Source organism: Streptomyces sp. 3N207 (genome assembly GCF_052246355.1).
Lineage (GTDB): Bacteria > Actinomycetota > Actinomycetes > Streptomycetales > Streptomycetaceae > Streptomyces.
Map to the genome: position 1 here is coordinate 210713 of NZ_JBQQBV010000008.1, position 17720 is coordinate 228432.

A 17720-nucleotide genomic window follows, 5' to 3' on the forward strand; every position below is an offset into this window, starting at 1 on the left:
TAGGTCTGCCTTACGTGATGCACCCCATTGGGGCTGGTCATGGCCGTCGCTTGCCGGGGTCTGGCGAATTAAGCAACAATGACGTTGTGAAAAAGAGGGAGCAGGCTCGGGAGGACCGACCGATGGCCGCACGGGCCACCGGCGCGGACGCCGGATCCGGCCCCTCGACATCACAGGATGAACAGCACGGCACGAGGAACAAGGTCGCGCGCTCCATTCTCGACCACGGCCCGTCCACCGCGGCCGAGCTGGCGCTGCGCCTGGAGCTGACCCAGGCCGCCGTCCGCCGTCATCTCGACGCACTCGTCGCCGAGGGCGTCGTGGAGGCCCGCGCCAAGCGGGTCTACGGCTCGCGCGGCAGGGGGCGCCCCGCCAAGGTCTTCGCTCTGACCGACTGCGGCCGGGACGCCTTCGATCAGGCGTATGACCAGCTGGCCGCCGACGCCCTGCGGTGGATCGCCCAGACCGCCGGTGGCGGGGAGGTCGGGGAGGCGGCGGTCGCGGCCTTCGCTCGTGCCCGCGTCGAGGCGCAGGCGGAGAAGTACCACGAGGCGCTGGAGAGCGTTCCGCCGGAGGACAGGGCGCAGGCGCTGGCGCGTGCGCTGTCCGAGGACGGGTACGCTGCCACGGCGCGTGCCGCGCCCGCGCAGGCGGGCGAGCAGCTCTGCCAGCACCACTGCCCGGTGGCCCACACCGCCGAGCAGTTCCCCCAGCTGTGCGAGGCGGAGACGGAAGTCTTCTCCCGGTTGCTCGGTACGCACGTCCAGCGTCTGGCGACCATCGCGCACGGTGACGGAGTGTGCACGACGTTCATTCCCAGAGCGCATCGGCATCCGAAGACCGCCGCGGCCAAGCCCCCGGCAGCCAGGACGCCCGAACCATCCAAGACCAGCAACGCCAGCAACGCCACCAAAGCGAACGAGGCCGGGAGGAACCCCGCATGACCGCTCCTACGGAGACTGCTCACCCCGAGCTTGAGGGGCTGGGCAAGTACGAGTACGGCTGGGCCGACCCCGATGCCGCGGGCGCAGCCGCCAAGCGTGGCCTCTCCGAGGATGTCGTCCGTGACATCTCCGGGAAGAAGAACGAGCCCGAGTGGATGCTCAAGCTGCGACTCAAGGGCCACAAGCTCTTCGAGAAGAAGCCGATGCCGAACTGGGGCTCGGACCTGTCGGGTATCGACTTCGACAACATCAAGTACTTCGTCCGGTCCACCGAGAAGCAGGCCCAGAGCTGGGAGGACCTGCCCGAGGACATCAAGAACACCTACGACAAGCTCGGTATCCCGGAGGCGGAGAAGCAGCGCCTGGTCGCCGGTGTCGCCGCGCAGTACGAGTCGGAGGTCGTCTACCACCAGATCCGCGAGGACCTGGAGAAGCAGGGCGTCCTCTTCCTGGACACGGACACCGCGCTGCGCGAGCACCCCGAGCTGTTCCAGGAGCACTTCGGCACGGTCATCCCGGCCGGTGACAACAAGTTCGCCGCGCTGAACACCGCGGTGTGGTCGGGCGGCTCGTTCATCTACGTGCCGAAGGGCGTGCACGTCGACATCCCGCTCCAGGCGTACTTCCGGATCAACACCGAGAACATGGGCCAGTTCGAGCGGACGCTGATCATCGTCGACGAGGACGCCTACGTGCACTACGTCGAGGGCTGCACGGCGCCGATCTACAACTCGGACTCGCTGCACTCGGCCGTCGTCGAGATCATCGTCAAGAAGGGCGGCCGCTGCCGCTACACGACGATCCAGAACTGGTCGAACAACGTCTACAACCTGGTCACCAAGCGCGCCGTGGCCTACGAGGGCGCGACCATGGAGTGGGTCGACGGCAACCTCGGCTCCAAGGTGACGATGAAGTACCCGGCGGTCTACCTCATGGGTGAGCACGCCAAGGGCGAGACGCTGTCCGTCGCCTTCGCGGGCGAGGGCCAACACCAGGACGCGGGCGCCAAGATGGTCCACATGGCCCCCCGCACCTCCTCGAACATCGTCTCCAAGTCGGTGGCCCGGGGCGGCGGCCGCACCTCCTACCGCGGTCTCATCGAGATCGGCGAGGGCGCCGAGGGCTCCAAGTCCAACGTGCTGTGCGACGCGCTGCTGGTCGACACCATCTCGCGGTCCGACACCTACCCCTACGTCGACGTCCGCGAGGACGACGTGACGATGGGCCACGAGGCGACGGTCTCCAAGGTCAGCGACGACCAGCTGTTCTACCTGATGAGCCGCGGGCTGTCCGAGGACGAGGCGATGGCGATGATCGTGCGCGGCTTCGTCGAGCCGATCGCCAAGGAGCTGCCCATGGAGTACGCGCTGGAGCTCAACCGGCTGATCGAGCTGCAGATGGAAGGCGCGGTCGGCTGACGCCCTCCGCCGTCGGTTCCCTGTGAGGCAGCACCCTTTTTGACCAAGAAAGCGAGCAACACGACAGCCATGGCTGAGGCCCAGAATCTTCCGGTCGGGTCCAACACCACCGGAGCCATCGCGGTGGCCGCAGAGTCCACCACCGCCACGAGGATGAGCGCGCCGCCGTCCTTCGACGTGGCGGACTTCCCGGTGCCGCACGGCCGCGAGGAGGAGTGGCGCTTCACTCCGCTGGACCGGCTCAAGGGCCTGCACGACGGCACGGCGCAGGCGACCGGCACGATCAAGACCGAGGTGTCGGCGCCCGACGGCGTCACCGTCGAGAAGGTGTCCCGGGACGACGCGCGCATCGGGCGCGCCGGCAAGCCGGTGGACCGGGTGGCGGCCCAGGCGTTCTCCTCGTTCGAGAAGGCCGGCGTCATCACGGTGCCCAAGGACGCGGTGCTGACCGAGCCGGTGCGGGTCAACCTGCACGGCGAGGGCGGTGTCACCTACGGGCACACCGTCTTCGACATCGGCGCCTTCGCCGAGGCCGTCATCGTCATCGACCACACCGGGGACACGGTGCGCTCGGCCAACGTCGAGTTCGTCCTCGGTGACGGTGCCAAGGTGACCGTCGTCTCCGTCCAGGACTGGGACGACACCGCCGTGCACTGCTCGCAGCACAACGCGCTGGTGGGCCGGGACGCGACGTTCAAGTCGGTCGTGGTCACCTTCGGCGGCGACGTGGTGCGGCTCAACCCCCGGGTCAGCTACGGCGGCCCGGGCGCCGAGGCCGAGCTGTACGGGCTGTACTTCACCGACGCGGGGCAGCACCAGGAGCACCGTCTGCTGGTCGACCACGACACCCCCAACTGCCGCAGCAATGTCGCCTACAAGGGCGCGCTCCAGGGCGACGAGGCGCACGCGGTGTGGATCGGTGACGTGCTCATCCGGGCCGAGGCCACCGGCACCGACACCTACGAGCTCAACCGGAACCTGGTGCTCACCGACGGCGCGCGCGTCGACTCGGTGCCCAACCTGGAGATCGAGACCGGCGAGATCGTCGGCGCCGGCCACGCCTCGGCGACCGGCCGCTTCGAGGACGAGCAGTTGTTCTACCTGATGGCGCGCGGCATCCCCGAGCGCGAGGCGCGCCGCCTTGTGGTGCGCGGCTTCTTCGCCGAGCTCGTCCAGCAGGTCGGCCTGCCGGACGTGGAGGAGCGCCTCATCGCCCGGATCGAGGCGGAGCTGGAGGCATCGGTCTCATGAGTGAGGAAGGCTTCGTCAAGGCGGCTTCGCTGAGCGAGCTGGAGGAGGACACCCCGCTGCGGGTGGAGCTGGGCGGCGTCCCGGTCTCCCTCGTCCGCACCGAGGGTGAGGTCTTCGCCATCAACGACATCTGTTCGCACGCCAACGTGTCGCTCTCCGAGGGCGAGGTGGACGAGTGCAGCATCGAGTGCTGGCTGCACGGTTCCCGCTTCGACCTGCGGACCGGAAAGCCCTCCGGACTGCCCGCCACCCGCCCCGTGCCCGTGTACCCCGTAAAGATCGAAGGGGACGATGTGCTCGTCTCCGTCACACAGGAGTCCTGAAGTCCCCATGGCAACGCTTGAGATCAACGACCTGCACGTCTCCGTCGAGACCGAGGGCGGCCCCACCGAGATCCTGCGCGGCGTCGACCTGACCGTGAAGCAGGGCGAAACGCACGCGATCATGGGCCCGAACGGCTCCGGAAAGTCCACGCTGGCCTACTCGCTGGCGGGGCACCCGAAGTACACCGTCACCGGCGGCTCCGTGAAGCTCGACGGCGAGGACGTCCTGGAGATGTCCGTCGACGAGCGCGCCCGCGCCGGCGTCTTCCTCGCCATGCAGTACCCGGTCGAGGTTCCCGGTGTCTCCGTCTCCAACTTCCTGCGCACCTCCGCCACCGCCATCCGCGGCGAGGCCCCCAAGCTGCGTACCTGGGTCAAGGAGGTCAAGGAGGCCATGGAGCGCCTCTCGATCGACCCGGCGTTCGCCGAGCGGAACGTCAACGAGGGCTTCTCCGGCGGTGAGAAGAAGCGTCACGAGATCCTTCAGCTCGAACTGCTGAAGCCCGCGATCGCGATCCTGGACGAGACCGACTCCGGCCTCGACGTGGACGCGCTGCGCGTCGTCTCCGAGGGCGTCAACCGCGTCCGCGAGTCCGGCGAGGTCGGCACCCTGCTGATCACGCACTACACGCGCATCCTGCGCTACATCAAGCCCGACTTCGTGCATGTCTTCGCCAAGGGCCGTATCGCCGAGTCCGGCGGTGCCGAGCTGGCCGACAAGCTGGAGGAAGAGGGCTACGAGGAGTACGTGAAGGGTGGTGCCACTGCGTGACACAGCTCCCGGGTCTTCTGGACACCGAGGCGATCCGTAAGGACTTTCCGATCCTGGACCGCCTGGTGCACGACGGGCAGAAGCTCGTCTACCTGGACAACGCCGCCACTTCGCAGAAGCCGACGCAGGTGCTCGACGCCCTGGCCGACTACTACGAGAAGCACAACGCCAACGTCCACCGGGGCGTGCACGTGCTGGCCGAGGAGGCAACGGCGCTGTACGAGGGCGCGCGCGACAAGGTCGCCGCGTTCATCAACGCGCCCAGCCGCGACGAGGTGATCTTCACCAAGAACGCCTCCGAGTCGCTCAACCTGGTGGCGAACATGCTCGGCTGGGCCGACGAGCCCTACCGCGTCGAGCGGGACACCGAGATCGTCATCACGGAGATGGAGCACCACTCCAACATCGTCCCGTGGCAGCTGCTGTCGCAGCGCACCGGCGCGAAGCTGAAGTGGTTCGGCCTCACCGACGAGGGCCGGCTGGACCTGGCCGGGATCGAGGAGCTGATCACCGAGCGCACCAAGGTGGTCGCACTCACCCTCGTCTCCAACATCATGGGCACCTTCAACCCCGTCGAGGACATCGTGCGGCGGGCCCAGGAGGTGGGCGCGCTGGTCGTGGTGGACGCCTCGCAGGCGGCCCCGCACATGGTGCTGGACGTGCAGGCGCTCCAGGCCGACTTCGTCGCCTTCACCGGGCACAAGATGTGCGGCCCCACCGGAATCGGTGTGCTGTGGGGGCGCCAGGAGCTGCTCAACGACCTGCCGCCGTTCCTCGGCGGCGGCGAGATGATCGAGACCGTCACGATGCACTCGTCGACGTACGCTCCGGCACCGCACAAGTTCGAGGCGGGCACCCCGCCGGTCGCCCAGGCCGTCGGTCTTGGCGCCGCGGTGGACTATCTGACCGCGATCGGCATGGACCGTATCCAGCAGCACGAGCACGCGCTGACGGAGTACGCCGTACGCAAGCTGCAGGAGATCCCGGACCTGCGGATCATCGGCCCCGCCACGGCCGAGGACCGCGGTGCGACGATCTCGTTCACGCTGGGTGACATCCACCCGCACGACGTGGGGCAGGTCCTCGACGAGCAGGGCATCGCGGTGCGCGTCGGCCACCACTGCGCCCGCCCCGTCTGCCTGCGGTACGGAATTCCTGCGACAACGCGAGCGTCGTTCTATCTGTACTCCACGCCCGCCGAGGTGGACGCCCTGGCGGACGGGCTGGAACACGTACGGAATTTCTTCGCTTAGGGGCTGTCGGTGAAGCTGGACTCGATGTACCAGGAAGTGATCCTGGACCACTACAAGCATCCGCACGGACGTGGGCTGCGCGACGGCGACGCCGAGGTGCACCACGTCAACCCGACGTGCGGTGACGAGATCACCTTGCGTGTGCGGTACGACGGCGACACCATCGAGGACGTGTCGTACGAGGGCCAGGGCTGTTCCATCAGCCAGGCCAGTGCCTCGGTGCTGAACGAGCTGCTGGTCGGCAAGGAACTGGCCGAGGCCCGCAGGATCCAGGAGACCTTCCTGGAGCTGATGCAGTCCAAGGGCCAGCTGGAGCCGGACGACACGATGGAGGACCTGCTGGAGGACGCCGTGGCGTTCGCCGGGGTCTCGAAGTATCCGGCGCGGGTGAAGTGCGCGCTGCTGAGCTGGATGGCGTGGAAAGACGCAACGGCGAAGGCGTTCAGCGGAGCAGGTGCGACGGCGCAGGCGCTGGGGAACGAAGCCGACTCGGCCAAGGAGAAGACGGCATGACCGAGATGACCACCAAGCCCGCGAGCGAGGAAGAGGTCCGCGAGGCGCTCATGGACGTCGTCGACCCTGAGCTGGGCATCGACGTCGTCAACCTCGGCCTGATCTACGGAATCCACGTCGATGACGCGAACAGCGCGACCATCGATATGACGCTCACCTCGGCGGCCTGTCCGCTGACCGACGTCATCGAGGACCAGGCACAGTCCGCCACCGAGGGCATCGTCAACGAACTGAAGATCAACTGGGTCTGGATGCCGCCGTGGGGTCCCGACAAGATCACCGACGACGGCCGCGAGCAGCTGCGGGCGCTGGGCTTCAACGTCTGAGAGCTCCCGCACCCGTTTCCGTACGTCAGCAACGGCCGCGTACCCCCTGGGGTACGCGGCCGTTCGCGTGCGCGGAAAATCGTGTGTACGGCCGTACGCAACGTTGTGTACAGTCGTACGTATGGCGTATCTGATGTTGGCGGGAGCGATACTGGCCGAGGTGCTGGGGACGACCTCGATGAAATACAGCGACGGCTTCAGCAAGCTGGTGCCCTCGCTGGTCACGGCGGTCGGCTATCTGGTGGCGTTCGTTCTGCTCGCGCAGGCCCTCAAGAGCATGTCCGTAGGGAATGCGTATGCCATCTGGTCCGGCGCCGGGACGGCGGCCATCGCACTGATCGGCATGGTGTTCATCGGCGAGGCGGTCACCGCCGCGAAGATCCTCGGCCTGTTGCTGGTGATCTGCGGGGTGGTCGTCCTCAACCTGGGAGGAGCGCACTGATGGGGCGGCGATACGACCCCGAACGCCGGCAGCGCATCATCGATGCCGCGATCCGCATCGTGGAGCTGAAGGGCATCGCGGCCCTCAGCCACCGCGCGGTCGCGGCCGAGGCCGATGTGCCGCTCGGCTCCACGACGTACCACTTCGCGAGCCTGGACGATCTGCTCGTCGCGGCGCTGGAGCAGGTCACCTGTGGGCCGCAGTCCGCGATCGAGAGCTGGGACAGGGAACTGGCGGGCGACGAGCCGCTGCTGGACGCGCTGACGCGGATTCTGGAGGAGTACGCCTCGGGTGCGCACGGGCGGATCCGGCTGGAGTACGAGCTGTATCTGGCCGCGCTGCGCCGCCCACCCGTCCAGCCGGTCGCGGCGGCCTGGATCGACGACTGGGTCGAGGTGGTCGGACGCCACACCGCCGACCCCGCCACCGCGCGGGCGCTGGCGGCGCTCATCGACGGACTGCTGCTGCAGTCCCTGCTCACCGACCGGCCCTTCGACCGGGGGGAGGTCCGCTCGGCGCTCGCCCGGGTGATCGGCGACCCCGGCGCGGGCACGGACAGCGATCGTTCGCAGCGCCCTCCCGGTCACCGCTCGTAGCGCCCTCCCTGGCGACCGCTCGACCTGTGGACCGGTTCGTCATCGCGGGCCGAGTCCGGATAGCGTTCGAGGTATGACCGAAGCACCCACCTCTCCCAGCACCACCGGCGCCGTCGCTGCCGGGCTCGCCACCATCGCAGCCGACGGTTCCGTACTCGACACGTGGTTTCCGCGGCCGGAGCTCGTCGCCGAGCCCGGGCCCGCCGGAAGCGAGCGGCTGAGCGCCGAGCGCGCCGCGGAGCTGCTCGGCGAGAGCGCGCCGCAGGCCCTCGGCGAAGACCCCCGCCGCGGGGTCGAGGTCGTGGCCGTCCGTACGGTCATCTCCTCCCTGGACGACAAGCCCCTGGACGCGCACGACGTCTATCTGCGGCTCCACCTGCTCAGCCACCGGCTGGTCAAGCCGCACGGCCTCAGCCTCGAAGGACAGTTCGCCCACCTGGCCAACGTCGCCTGGACCAACCTCGGCCCCGTGCCGGTGGACCAGGTCGAGGAGGTCCGGCTGGCCGCCCGGGCTTCGGGTGCGTACCTGAACGTGACCAGCGTGGACAAGTTCCCGCGGATGACCGACTACGTCGTACCCAAGGGCGTGCGCATCGGTGACGCCGACCGGGTCCGGCTCGGCGCGCACCTGGCCGAGGGCACCACGGTGATGCACGAGGGCTTCTGCAACTTCAACGCCGGCACCCTGGGCACCTCCATGGTCGAGGGCCGGATCAGCGCGGGCGTCGTCCTCGGCGACGGCACCGACCTCGGCGGCGGCGCCTCGATCATGGGCACCCTCTCCGGCGGCGGCAAGCAGGTCATCTCCATCGGCGAGCGCTGCCTGATCGGCGCCGAGGCGGGCATCGGCATCTCGCTCGGTGACGACTCCGTGGTGGAGGCCGGGCTCTACGTCACGGCCGGTACCCGCGTCACCCTCCCGGACGGGAAGATCGTCAAGGCGCTGGAGCTGTCCGGCGCCACCAATCTGCTCTTCCGCCGCAACTCGGTCACCGGCGCCGTCGAAGCCCTGCAGCGCAGCGGCTCCTGGGGCGGCCTGAACGAGGCGCTGCACAGTCACAACTGAGCACCGATGGGGAGGGCAGCGGTAGCCGCTGTCCCGCACACATGCCCGTAGGCCATAGGCTTGCGGGCATGCGTGATCTCGGGGCCGGACTGCGGTATTTGGGGCGGGGACAGCAGTGGGTGCTCGCCCACGGACGGTGGTTCGGGTTCGGGCTGTTGCCCGCCCTGATCACCCTCGTCCTCTACGCGGCGGCCCTCACCGCGCTGGGCTTCTACGCCGACGACATCGCCACCTGGGCCACTCCCTTCGCCGACGACTGGGGCTCGACCGGCCGGGCACTGACCCGCGGCGTCTTCGCGGTCATGCTGTGGGTCGGTGTGCTGATGCTGGCCGTGGTGACCTTCGCCGCCGTCGCGCTGCTGATCGGCGAGCCCTTCTACGAGAAGCTGTCGGAGAAGGTGGAGGAGAGCGAGGGCGGGCTGCCCGCGGGCACTGTCGACCACCCCCTGTGGCGGGAGCTGTGGATCGCGTTGTGCGACAGCGTCTACGTCCTCTTCCGGACGCTGCTGTTCACCATTCCGCTGTTCTTGCTCGGCTTCGTCCCGTTCATCGGCCAGACCGTCATTCCGGTGCTCGGCATCTGCGTCTCCGCTTTCTTCCTCACGGTGGAGCTCGCCTCGGTCGGACTGCAGCGCCGGGGCGTCCCGGTGAAGGAGCGGCTGGTGATGCTGCGGCAGCGGAAGGCGCTGGCGCTGGGCTTCGGGGTGCCCTTGGCGCTGGCCTTCCTGGTGCCGCTGCTGGCCGTTCCGCTGATGCCGGGGGCTGTCGCTGGGGCGACGCTGCTGGTGCGGGACCTTACGGGGACCCGACCCACGGGCGCCTCCGGCGTGGGAGGGCCCGGTCAGGGTGTTCCCGGCGCCCCCGGGGTGCCCAGCCCGTACGGGGCGCCGCCTTCCCCGTACGGGGCGCCCCCGCCGCCGTACGGTCAGCCGGGGCGCCCCTGACGCCGTTCCGCCGTTCCGCCGTTGCGGCTTGGGCGCACCTCCTATCGCCGAATGCGGACGACCGAGGGGTCGTGGTCGCTGGTCTGGTCGGTGAACTCGGCGTTGATGTGGACGATGTCGTAGTCGGGGCGGCCGGCGGCCGGGCTGGTCAGCAGGTGGTCCAGGGCCTGGGAGTTGCCGTTGAAGACGTAGCCGTAGCGCTCGTTCTCGGGCAGCCGGTCCATGGGGCTGGTCAGCGCGTTGCCGGAGCGCAGGGTCTTCAGCGAGGGCGAGAACGGGAAGTCGTTGAAGTCGCCGCCCGCGACGACCAGGGCTTTCGGGTCGACATCCCGGATGTCCCGCACGAAGCCGTTCAGCAACTCGGCCTGTTCGACGCGCTGCGGCTCCGAGTGCCGAACGGGCGGCTGGAAGCGGCCCTCCATGGGCTGGTCGCCGGCCAGATCGCCGCCGCCCTTGGAGCTGAAGTGGTTGGCGACCACGAAGACCCTACGGCCTTGGAAGCGGAACTCACCCGCCAGCGGCTTGCGGCTGGCCTTCCATGCTTCGTCCTGCGGCGCGATCCGGCCCGGCGAGACGGACAGCGCGGGCTTGCCGCCCTTGTCCTGCACCTTCACCGGGGTGGTGGTGTCGCCGCCGGGACGGTCGGTGAAGGAGACGCGCTCGGGGTTGTAGAGGAACGCGACGCGTATGTTGCCGCCGGGCTGGCCCCCGTCGGCCTTGTCCGCCGGGTCGATCTGGCGCCACTCGTAGGAGGGACCGCCGGCCTTCTTGACCGCCTCGGTCAGCATCTTCAGCGTCTTGTCGGCGGCGACGGTGCCGTCGTCGTCCGGCCCGGTGTTGTCCTGGACCTCTTCGACGGTGACGATGTCGGGCGAGGAGAGATTGGTGACCAGCCCCTCGGCCAGTCGATCGAACTTGGCGGGCTCGGTCTTGGGGGAGAGGTTCTCGACGTTGTACGTCGCCACTGCCAGTTCGCCCCGGCGCTGCTTACGGGTCCGCTCGCGCTTCAGTTCGTTGTCCCGGTGCTCGCCGAGCGTGGTGGCGCGCAGCGTGTAGCCGCCGAACTGCTCGAAGTCCAGCGGGCCTTCGGTGCTGCCGCGCAGTTCGTCGCCCACATCGGCCTTGGGGAAGGGGTGCTCGGCCGGCGGGAGCAGCGAGGAAACCTTCATGCGGGCGCCGTTCTGGTCCGCGTAGGAGCCGTAGAGAGTGCCGCCGCGCGGGGTGGGGTTCTGCTTCGGGTCGGTGGTCACCCACAGATCGTGGTAGCGGGAGGTGGGACCGGTGACCCGTACATCGCGGACGGAGACCCGCATGCCCTCCAGCGACTCGTAGCGGTCCAGCGCGTACCGGTTCGGCCGCAGCGTACGGCCCTCGATGCTGTCGCCGTCCGCGTCGGGGGCGTACGCCTCGGGTATCGAGCGCGCGGAGAGCCGTATTGCGCCCGGGAGCTTGCCGCGCGAGACGCTGTCCGCCGTCTTCCAGGACGCGTCGGTCAGTTCGGTGACCGACTGGCTGCCCGCGTCCTTGCCGCCGGGGTAGTACTCCTGGACCTTCCCGCTCACACGCAGCGCGTCCCCGGCCGAGACGCCGGGGCTTTTCTTCCCGGTGTAGACGAAGATCCCCTCGCTGGTGGCCCCGTCCCGGTCGGGGCGCGGGTCCTGGAGCCAGAAGCCACGCGTCTCGCCGAAGTCGCGTACGGCGGTGACGATTCCGGGGACGTCGGCGACCCGCTGCCCGGCGAACGGGGACAGCCGGGTTCTGCCCTGGATGTCGTGGATACGCGGCGAGGCTGCGGAATCCGCGGCGGAGGACGGTGCCGCGGCGCCCGGCGACGCGGGCAGGACGAGCAGTGTGCAGCAGACGGCGGCGGCGGTGAGCGTCGCGCTCCGGTTCAGCCGGGACAGCGAGCGGGACGACGAAGGGGACGGCACGGAGGGCCTCCGAAGTACGTGGGGGAACACTGACGTCTCTACGCGGGCATGCGCCACGCGGGCACTCACAACGTGGGGCATTCTCTACGCGCGTAAAGCATGGCGGGCCAACGGCAGTTGTCAAGGTCGTGACAGCGCTGGGAAGCAGGCGATCACTTCCCGGCCACCTCTCCGTTACATGGCCGGTGCACGATTCGGGCACCCGGGGACAGAACCCGATTACGCTGGGTCCTCGCACCGTCCGGCAATCCGTAGGACCCGTAGGAGATGAACCCGCACATGACCGGTGACGACCGTCCCACCCTGCCGCCCGTACGGCTGCCCTCCGATGCCGAACTGGCGCGGGACGCGCTGGCCGCACCGATCCTGGCGCGCGCTGTGGAACTCACCCGCTGGGCGCGCTCCGGCGGACCCGCGGGCGCGGGCATTCCGGTGGGAGCGGGCGGCGAACTCCTCTCCGAGCAGTTGAAGGAGGCCGCCGTACACCTGGGCCTGTCGGGTGATGAGGAGGCCCCGGCGCTCGCCGCCGACGCGTGGAATTTCGCGGTCGACACCGGGCTGTTGATCGTCGACGAAGACGGCACGGACGGGGCGGGAGACGGCCCGGACGGTGACGAGACGTCCGCCAGCAGCGACGAACCGGTGGGCGTGGCGACGCCGGATGCGGAACTGGGCGGCCTGACCGGCGACCCCGGAGCCTCCGTACCCGCACCGGACGAGATCCTTGAACTGTGGCGTACGGGCCTGGAGACGGTCCTCGCCGACGCGGCCACACCGAGCTTCGAGGAGCTGCTGGGCGGTATCGAGGGCGCCATCGGCGAGGACGGCGAGATCGACCCGGACGCCATCGACCTCGACGCCATGGACTGGAACCCGGAGGAGGAGACCGAAGCGCTCGACAGCGCCCTCGGCAACCTCTATCTGCTCACCGCCACCGATCCCGCCGTCGCCGCCGGCTCGATGGTGCCGCTGCCCGTGCTGGCCGCCTCGATGACCGTGCCCGAAGGCATGGACGAGCCCACCGACGAGGTGCTGGAAGAGGTCTCGACCGCGATGATGCGGCTGGACGAGCAGTTCCGGATGCTGGAGCCGACCGGGCTGGTCGCCTACCAGCCGGTGGACGAGGCCCTCACCCGCGAGGCCGCCGACGGCGAGGGGGGCGAAGGTGCCCACGGCGCGGAGGAGTTGGGCGCCGACCTCGACGAGGAGGACGTCTCCCGGTACGGCATGGTGCGGCTCACCCCGCTCGGCCTGTACGGCGTACGCGAACGGATGCGGGAAGCGGGCCTGCACGTACCCGCGGTCGGCGACCTCGCCGGTGCCGAGGCGGAACAGCTGCTTGCCGCCCTGCCGGTCTACACGGAGGAGAACGCACGCAGCGAGATCGAGACATGGTTCGCGGCCCGCGCCGCTGACGGCGCGGGCGGGGACGGCGGCACCCTGGCTGCCGCGCGTGAACTGCTGGCGGCGGCCCGCGGCAGTGACGAGGCGGCGCCGGTCCGCCGTCTCGCCTGCCAGCAGGCCCTCTCACTCGCCGGGCCCGAGGCCGAGCCCGCGCTGCGCGAGGTGCTGGACGACCGGCAGTTGGGCGGGCTCGCCCGGGTCTGGCTCGCCGAGCGCGGCGCCGGGGATGTGCCGCCGCCGGACGAGGAGATGGTGTTCTGGCTGACCATCGACACCATCGCCGCGCAGGTCGCGACGGCCGGCGAACCGGACGAGCTGCGCGAGCTGGTGCGGGATCTGGTCGATCAGCACGCGGGGTTCTTCGACAAGGCGTGGCGGGTCGAGCACCCCGCCACCGGCGATGTGCTGGAGACCATGGGCCGGGTGCATCCGGACAAGCGGGTCGCCAAGGATGCCCGCAAGGCCGCCTTCAAGGCCCGCTCCCGCTGAGTCGCTGTCGCGTGAGGGCTGCCCCCACTGAGCTGCTTCCCCGTGAGGGCTGCCTCCGCTGAGGCCGTGTCCCGCGGATTTTGCCCTGCCCCCTGCCCCCTGCCCCCTCCGTTGTCCCCCCCGGTGAGGGGGTGCCCCTTCCTGTCCGTCGCGGGCTGCGGGTGTGTTGTGGCTTGTCGCGCAGTTCCCCGCGCCCCTGACGGGGCGCGTCTCCCTGTGGTGCCGGCGACCGGTCTACCGTTGGGCGGCCATCGGGCAGATTGTCTACGCACTGCTGCCCGCCGGTGCGGCGGTCACTCCGCCTCGGGGCCCCAGACCAGGTGATTGCCGCCCTGCCACTCGATGACCGACTCGTCGTAGAGATCGACGGTGGCGATGTCCAGGCCCGCGCGGGCAAGGTACTCGATCAGGTCGGTCAGGCCGTAGGCCGTCCCCAGCGTCTCGCCGCGCGCGGTGACGCGGCGACCGCCGCCGGGAGAGGGAGGGTGGACGACGACGAGCGCGCTCATACCTCCAGGCTGCGCCAGCGGCTGCGGTGACGCACCTCGGGCCGGGCGGGTACGGCACCCCCTCAACGGTCGTCCGGCCGAGCGTCTGCAACGGGTGGCCCGGCGGCGCGCGGGCGGGTGAGTGCGCGCTCCAGCGCCTGCTCGGCCAGTGCGCGTGCCGTGCCGACCGGGTCGTCGACGACCGAGAGGCCGCGCAGCACCACGGCACCCTCGTGCAGCAGGGCCAGTTCGTCGGCCAGCCGGCCGGGATCGGCCGCGCCGGCTGCGCCGGAGAGCTCGTACAGATAGCCGCGCAGCCAGCGCTTCTGTCCGGTGATCACGCGGCGCCCCGGGTGTGCGGGGTCGGGCAGTTCGGCGGCGGCGTTCACGAAACCGCAGCCGCGTGGGTTGTGCTGCCGTGTCCACTCCGCGAGCGCGTCGAAGGTGGCCAGCAGCTGCTCGCCGGTCCCGGTGTCCGCAGCGTGGGCGTCCACCCACGAGGTCAGCCAGGCGCGCCAGCGCAGGTCGCGTTCGTGCAGATACGCGGTGATCAGCGCGTCCTTGCCGCCGAACCGGTCGTAGAGGGTCTTCTTGGTGGTGCCCGCCTCCTTGGCGATCAGGTCCACACCGACGGCTGTGATGCCGCGCTCGTAGAAGAGGGCGCTCGCCGCGTCCAGGATCTTCCGCGCGCCGGGGGTCAGTTCCTCCGGCGCCCCCGCGGCTGCCCGCTTCGACCCCGTCTTCGTCTCCGTATCCACTGCCTCCCGGCTCCCTTCGGCCGACGGACCCGTGCACCCGAGCCGATCAGCACCTTGAGGTAAACAGACCTGTCTACTGCACTGTACTCCCCGAGTCGAGTAGACCGAGCTGTTTACCTGGCTGGCGGCGACGGTAGGGCCGCAGGGGATCCGGACCGGGCGTACGAGTGCGGCGTACGGGACCGGCACCCCGGCCCCGGCAACCGGGCCCACGGCGGAAACCCGGGGTCACCGGGGAATCCCTGACCACGGCAAAGGAACCGCAAAGCCGGGCCAGTCGTTACCCCCGGCATGACCGCAATGACTCCCGGCTCCAATCTGCCGCTGGCCGCGCCGCGCGTGGCGGTGGACGTAACCGCACCCAGCAAGCTCGACGTCTCGGCACTGCTGCTGAGCCCGGAGGGCAAGGTCCGCTCGGACGAGGACTTCGTGTTCTACAACCAGCCCACCGCTCCCGGCGTGACGCACAGCAGCGGCGCCACCGACACCATCACCGTGGAGACCGGCGCGGTGCCCGCCGAGATCGACAAGGTCGTCGTCACCGCGAGCCTCGACGCCCCCGGGGCCACCTTCGCCGGGACCGAGCCCACCGCCACGGTCCGCGACGCCGCGACCGGCGCGGTGCTCGCCACCTTCACCCCGCCGCAACTGGGCGCCGAGACGGCCCTGCTGGTGGTGGAGGTCTACCGCAGGAACGATGCCTGGAAGGTACGGGCCGTCGGGCAGGGGTACGCCAACGGGCTGGGCGGTATCGCCTCCGACTTCGGGGTGAACGTGGAGGAGCCCGCCGCCCCGCCGACGCCGACCGCCCCGGCGGCGCCCGCAGCGCCGCCCGCGCCGCCGGTGGCCGCCCCCGCCGCCCCTGCCGCGCCCTCGGCCCCCTCGGCCCCGTCCGCACCTGCCGCCCCGGCGGCTCCTGCCGGGGCGGGCGCCGGGGCGGGGAAGATCAACCTGGACAAGGGCCGGGTCAGCCTCCAGAAGAACCAGACGGTCTCGCTGGTCAAGGGAGGGCAGCCGCTGCTGACCTCGGTCCGGATGGGGCTCGGCTGGGAGCCGGTCTTCCGCGCGGGCAGGCCGGCCAAGGACATCGACCTCGACGCCTCGGTGATCGCCTACGACGCCAACCGCAAGAAGATCGATTCCTGCTACTTCGGCAAGCTGGCCATCCTGGGCGGCGTCATCCAGCACTCCGGCGACAACCTCACGGGCGAGGGCGCCGGGGACGACGAGGTGATCACCGTCCACCTCGGCGACCTCCCGCCCCAGGTGACGGGGCTGGTCTTCACCGTGAACTCTTTCTCGGGCCAGAAGTTCACGGACGTCGCCAAGGCGTACTGCCGCCTGCTCGACGCCTCCGGCGGGGAACTGGTCCGCTTCGATCTGACCCAGTCCGAGCCACGTACGGGCGTCCTGATGGCCAAGTTCGTCCGCCAGTTCACCGGCGAATGGGAGATGACGGCGCTCGGCGAGTACGTCGACTCGCGCACGGTGCGCGGCATGGTGAAGCCGGGCGCCGCGGCGCTGTAGAGCCTGCGGCGCCCGGCATTCACCGGGGGAGGTCAGAAGTCGAAGACGGGGCCCGTCGCGAGGTGCATGGCGCAGGCGTTGGGGAACGTCTTCTTCCAGTTGACGGCCTGCTTCCGGTGGCTGCCGTGTGCGGCGACGGTCACCGGGGCGTACTGCTTGGTGCAGTTGCCGCGCTTGCGGGGCAGTGCGGCGAGATTGCCGTTCGCCTTGTCGAGCGCGGCGCACGCCTCGGCGGCCTTCGGGTGGCGCCCGCGCGGGGTGGGCTCGCACTGGAGCAGGAGGCCCCGGATCGACGCCTTCCCGGAGCCGGAGATGGACAGAAAGACGCCCTGGGTCTTGCGGTCGCCCTTGTGACTGCTGTGGCTGCCGTCTGTGGTGGCGCTCGCGGCGCCGACGGCAGGCGCGGTCTGTACGGCCAGCAGCGGCACGGCCAGAGCGGCTGCGGCCATCGCGGTGCGGACGAGGTGCCGGTTGGAGATTCGAGTGCTCACGGCCCGCTAACGAGGCCGGGCGCCGGGAGGATACGGGGCACGCAGCCGCGTTGCGGCGCGCGCTCGGCGGGGTGCGCCTGCGGGCTCCCCGCGTGCCGTGCGGCACGCGGGGAGCCGCACTCAGGACTGAGGCCGACGGCCGTGGTTGGCCGCGTTGTTGCGACGTGCCTTCTTCTTGCGCCGACGCTTGGACGACATGGCGCCTCCTTTCACGCGGTGGATGTATACCTCCGCGTTTCTACCACCCGCCCCGCCCTTCGCACCCCCGCCCCCGTCAACCGGGGAGAGACAGAAATCTCTTCCCGCCGCAACGGCGAGCGACCACGTGGGGGTACCTACCGGCCGGAGGCTGGGGGAGCGGGTCCGGCGGCAATGCGACGGCCGTATCCCTCGCGCTCGACGACCCCGTACTCAGCGGGGATCGCGGGAGTGGCCGAACAGCAGGCGGTAGACGATCAGCAGGACGAGGGAGCCGGCGATGGCGGCGACCCAGAGGCCGGGGTCGACGACGTTGTTGGCTATCGGGCGGTCCAGGAAGGTTGCGGAGAGCCAGCCGCCGATGAAGGCGCCGGCGATGCCGATGAGGACGGTGCCCACCAGGCCGCCCGGATCGCGGCCGGGCATCAGGATCTTGGCCACCGTGCCCGCGATCAGGCCGAGGACGATCCAGCTCAGCACACCCGAGTGCGCCAGGTCGGAGAGCACGTCGGAGCCCGAGTTGTCCGATTCGGAGTCGGCGAGCTGGGTGAGCGGAGCAAGGTGGGCGAGCGGTGTGGCGAGCATG

General features: G+C 70.0%; 19 protein-coding genes. 14 read left to right on the forward strand and 5 right to left on the reverse strand.

Going from position 1 to position 17720, the window contains the following annotated elements; genetic code table 11:
• The first annotated feature begins 122 nt into the window (after window positions 1-122).
• The 12 genes from ACTWP9_RS15130 to ACTWP9_RS15185 all read left to right on the forward strand — a co-directional run bounded on the left by ACTWP9_RS15130 (window position 123) and on the right by ACTWP9_RS15185 (window position 9848).
• Window positions 123-944 carry a helix-turn-helix transcriptional regulator gene (locus ACTWP9_RS15130; RefSeq protein WP_443246642.1) on the forward strand — a complete coding sequence of 274 codons (822 nt, stop codon included), beginning with the start codon at window positions 123-125 and terminating at the stop codon, window positions 942-944.
• Window positions 941-2362 (forward strand): Fe-S cluster assembly protein SufB, encoded by a 1422-nt coding sequence (gene sufB, locus ACTWP9_RS15135; protein ID WP_443246643.1) that lies wholly within the window; start codon window positions 941-943, stop codon window positions 2360-2362. The genes ACTWP9_RS15130 and sufB overlap by 4 nt, the downstream gene beginning before the upstream one ends.
• Before the next feature lie 69 nt (window positions 2363-2431).
• Window positions 2432-3613, forward strand: a complete 1182-nt coding sequence (gene sufD / locus ACTWP9_RS15140; RefSeq protein ID WP_443246644.1) for a Fe-S cluster assembly protein SufD — start codon at window positions 2432-2434, stop codon at window positions 3611-3613.
• Window positions 3610-3936 (forward strand): non-heme iron oxygenase ferredoxin subunit, encoded by a 327-nt coding sequence (locus ACTWP9_RS15145; protein WP_443246645.1) that lies wholly within the window; start codon window positions 3610-3612, stop codon window positions 3934-3936. Before sufD ends, ACTWP9_RS15145 begins: the two co-directional genes overlap by 4 nt.
• 7 nt (window positions 3937-3943) lie before the next feature.
• On the forward strand, window positions 3944-4708 hold the full coding sequence (gene sufC, locus ACTWP9_RS15150; protein WP_099879447.1) for a Fe-S cluster assembly ATPase SufC: 765 nt from the start codon (window positions 3944-3946) through the stop codon (window positions 4706-4708).
• Window positions 4705-5961, forward strand: coding sequence for a cysteine desulfurase (locus ACTWP9_RS15155; RefSeq protein ID WP_443246646.1), 1257 nt, complete (start codon window positions 4705-4707; stop codon window positions 5959-5961). Before sufC ends, ACTWP9_RS15155 begins: the two co-directional genes overlap by 4 nt.
• A gap of 9 nt (window positions 5962-5970) precedes the next feature.
• Window positions 5971-6474 (forward strand): Fe-S cluster assembly sulfur transfer protein SufU, encoded by a 504-nt coding sequence (sufU, locus tag ACTWP9_RS15160; RefSeq protein WP_443246647.1) that lies wholly within the window; start codon window positions 5971-5973, stop codon window positions 6472-6474.
• On the forward strand, window positions 6471-6800 hold the full coding sequence (locus ACTWP9_RS15165) for a metal-sulfur cluster assembly factor (RefSeq protein ID WP_027736579.1): 330 nt from the start codon (window positions 6471-6473) through the stop codon (window positions 6798-6800). Before sufU ends, ACTWP9_RS15165 begins: the two co-directional genes overlap by 4 nt.
• Before the next feature lie 121 nt (window positions 6801-6921).
• Window positions 6922-7242, forward strand: coding sequence for a DMT family transporter (locus tag ACTWP9_RS15170; RefSeq protein ID WP_443246648.1), 321 nt, complete (start codon window positions 6922-6924; stop codon window positions 7240-7242).
• A complete protein-coding gene (locus ACTWP9_RS15175; protein WP_443246649.1) occupies window positions 7242-7838 on the forward strand; it encodes a TetR/AcrR family transcriptional regulator in 597 nt (198 codons plus the stop codon). The genes ACTWP9_RS15170 and ACTWP9_RS15175 overlap by 1 nt, the downstream gene beginning before the upstream one ends.
• A 73-nt stretch (window positions 7839-7911) precedes the next feature.
• Complete coding sequence (dapD, locus tag ACTWP9_RS15180) at window positions 7912-8904, forward strand: 2,3,4,5-tetrahydropyridine-2,6-dicarboxylate N-succinyltransferase (RefSeq protein WP_443246650.1); 993 nt, start codon at window positions 7912-7914, stop codon at window positions 8902-8904.
• Window positions 8905-8972: 68 nt separating this feature from the next.
• On the forward strand, window positions 8973-9848 hold the full coding sequence (locus ACTWP9_RS15185) for an EI24 domain-containing protein (RefSeq protein WP_443246651.1): 876 nt from the start codon (window positions 8973-8975) through the stop codon (window positions 9846-9848).
• A 41-nt stretch (window positions 9849-9889) separates the two neighbouring features.
• Here ACTWP9_RS15185 and ACTWP9_RS15190 read toward each other — a convergent pair whose 3' ends face one another.
• A complete protein-coding gene (locus ACTWP9_RS15190) occupies window positions 9890-11779 on the reverse strand; it encodes an endonuclease/exonuclease/phosphatase family protein (protein ID WP_443246652.1) in 1890 nt (629 codons plus the stop codon).
• Window positions 11780-12058: 279 nt separating this feature from the next.
• On the opposite strand from ACTWP9_RS15190, the gene ACTWP9_RS15195 reads away from it, so the two are divergent.
• Window positions 12059-13672 (forward strand): hypothetical protein, encoded by a 1614-nt coding sequence (locus ACTWP9_RS15195; RefSeq protein WP_443246653.1) that lies wholly within the window; start codon window positions 12059-12061, stop codon window positions 13670-13672.
• Between the two features lie 293 nt (window positions 13673-13965).
• Here the strand turns inward: ACTWP9_RS15195 and ACTWP9_RS15200 are convergent, their stop codons facing one another.
• Together ACTWP9_RS15200 and ACTWP9_RS15205 are read right to left on the reverse strand one after the other, a co-directional pair.
• Window positions 13966-14181, reverse strand: coding sequence for a hypothetical protein (locus ACTWP9_RS15200; RefSeq protein ID WP_443246654.1), 216 nt, complete (start codon window positions 14179-14181; stop codon window positions 13966-13968).
• 62 nt (window positions 14182-14243) lie between these two features.
• Entirely contained in the window at window positions 14244-14918 is a 675-nt protein-coding gene (locus ACTWP9_RS15205; protein ID WP_443246655.1) for a TetR/AcrR family transcriptional regulator, read from the reverse strand.
• A 300-nt stretch (window positions 14919-15218) separates the two neighbouring features.
• Here ACTWP9_RS15205 and ACTWP9_RS15210 point away from each other — a divergent pair, with 300 nt between their 5' ends.
• Window positions 15219-16445: a TerD family protein gene (locus tag ACTWP9_RS15210; protein ID WP_443246736.1), complete on the forward strand. Its 1227-nt coding sequence runs from the start codon at window positions 15219-15221 to the stop codon at window positions 16443-16445.
• Between the two features lie 32 nt (window positions 16446-16477).
• Here the strand turns inward: ACTWP9_RS15210 and ACTWP9_RS15215 are convergent, their stop codons facing one another.
• Both ACTWP9_RS15215 and ACTWP9_RS15220 read right to left on the reverse strand, forming a co-directional pair.
• Window positions 16478-16936, reverse strand: coding sequence for an SSI family serine proteinase inhibitor (locus ACTWP9_RS15215; RefSeq protein ID WP_443246656.1), 459 nt, complete (start codon window positions 16934-16936; stop codon window positions 16478-16480).
• A 411-nt stretch (window positions 16937-17347) separates the two neighbouring features.
• The gene (locus ACTWP9_RS15220) at window positions 17348-17560 is read right to left on the reverse strand and encodes a GlsB/YeaQ/YmgE family stress response membrane protein (RefSeq protein ID WP_443246737.1); all 213 of its coding nucleotides are present in this window, start codon (window positions 17558-17560) and stop codon (window positions 17348-17350) included.
• Window positions 17561-17720: the final 160 nt, after the last annotated feature.

What these genes read in the sequence shown, in the direction of transcription:
- ACTWP9_RS15130 (WP_443246642.1), top strand. Translation starts at nt 123, where the DNA reads ATGGCCGCACGGGCCACCGGCGCGGACGCCGGATCCGGCCCCTCGACA.
- ACTWP9_RS15195 (WP_443246653.1), top strand. Translation starts at nt 12,059, where the DNA reads ATGACCGGTGACGACCGTCCCACCCTGCCGCCCGTACGGCTGCCCTCC.
- ACTWP9_RS15185 (WP_443246651.1), top strand. Translation starts at nt 8,973, where the DNA reads ATGCGTGATCTCGGGGCCGGACTGCGGTATTTGGGGCGGGGACAGCAG.
- ACTWP9_RS15200 (WP_443246654.1), bottom strand. Translation starts at nt 14,181, where the DNA reads ATGAGCGCGCTCGTCGTCGTCCACCCTCCCTCTCCCGGCGGCGGTCGC.
- ACTWP9_RS15175 (WP_443246649.1), top strand. Translation starts at nt 7,242, where the DNA reads ATGGGGCGGCGATACGACCCCGAACGCCGGCAGCGCATCATCGATGCC.
- sufB (WP_443246643.1), top strand. Translation starts at nt 941, where the DNA reads ATGACCGCTCCTACGGAGACTGCTCACCCCGAGCTTGAGGGGCTGGGC.
- ACTWP9_RS15210 (WP_443246736.1), top strand. Translation starts at nt 15,219, where the DNA reads ATGACTCCCGGCTCCAATCTGCCGCTGGCCGCGCCGCGCGTGGCGGTG.
- ACTWP9_RS15220 (WP_443246737.1), bottom strand. Translation starts at nt 17,560, where the DNA reads ATGCCCGGCCGCGATCCGGGCGGCCTGGTGGGCACCGTCCTCATCGGC.
- sufD (WP_443246644.1), top strand. Translation starts at nt 2,432, where the DNA reads ATGGCTGAGGCCCAGAATCTTCCGGTCGGGTCCAACACCACCGGAGCC.
- sufC (WP_099879447.1), top strand. Translation starts at nt 3,944, where the DNA reads ATGGCAACGCTTGAGATCAACGACCTGCACGTCTCCGTCGAGACCGAG.
- ACTWP9_RS15170 (WP_443246648.1), top strand. Translation starts at nt 6,922, where the DNA reads ATGGCGTATCTGATGTTGGCGGGAGCGATACTGGCCGAGGTGCTGGGG.
- dapD (WP_443246650.1), top strand. Translation starts at nt 7,912, where the DNA reads ATGACCGAAGCACCCACCTCTCCCAGCACCACCGGCGCCGTCGCTGCC.
- ACTWP9_RS15165 (WP_027736579.1), top strand. Translation starts at nt 6,471, where the DNA reads ATGACCGAGATGACCACCAAGCCCGCGAGCGAGGAAGAGGTCCGCGAG.
- ACTWP9_RS15145 (WP_443246645.1), top strand. Translation starts at nt 3,610, where the DNA reads ATGAGTGAGGAAGGCTTCGTCAAGGCGGCTTCGCTGAGCGAGCTGGAG.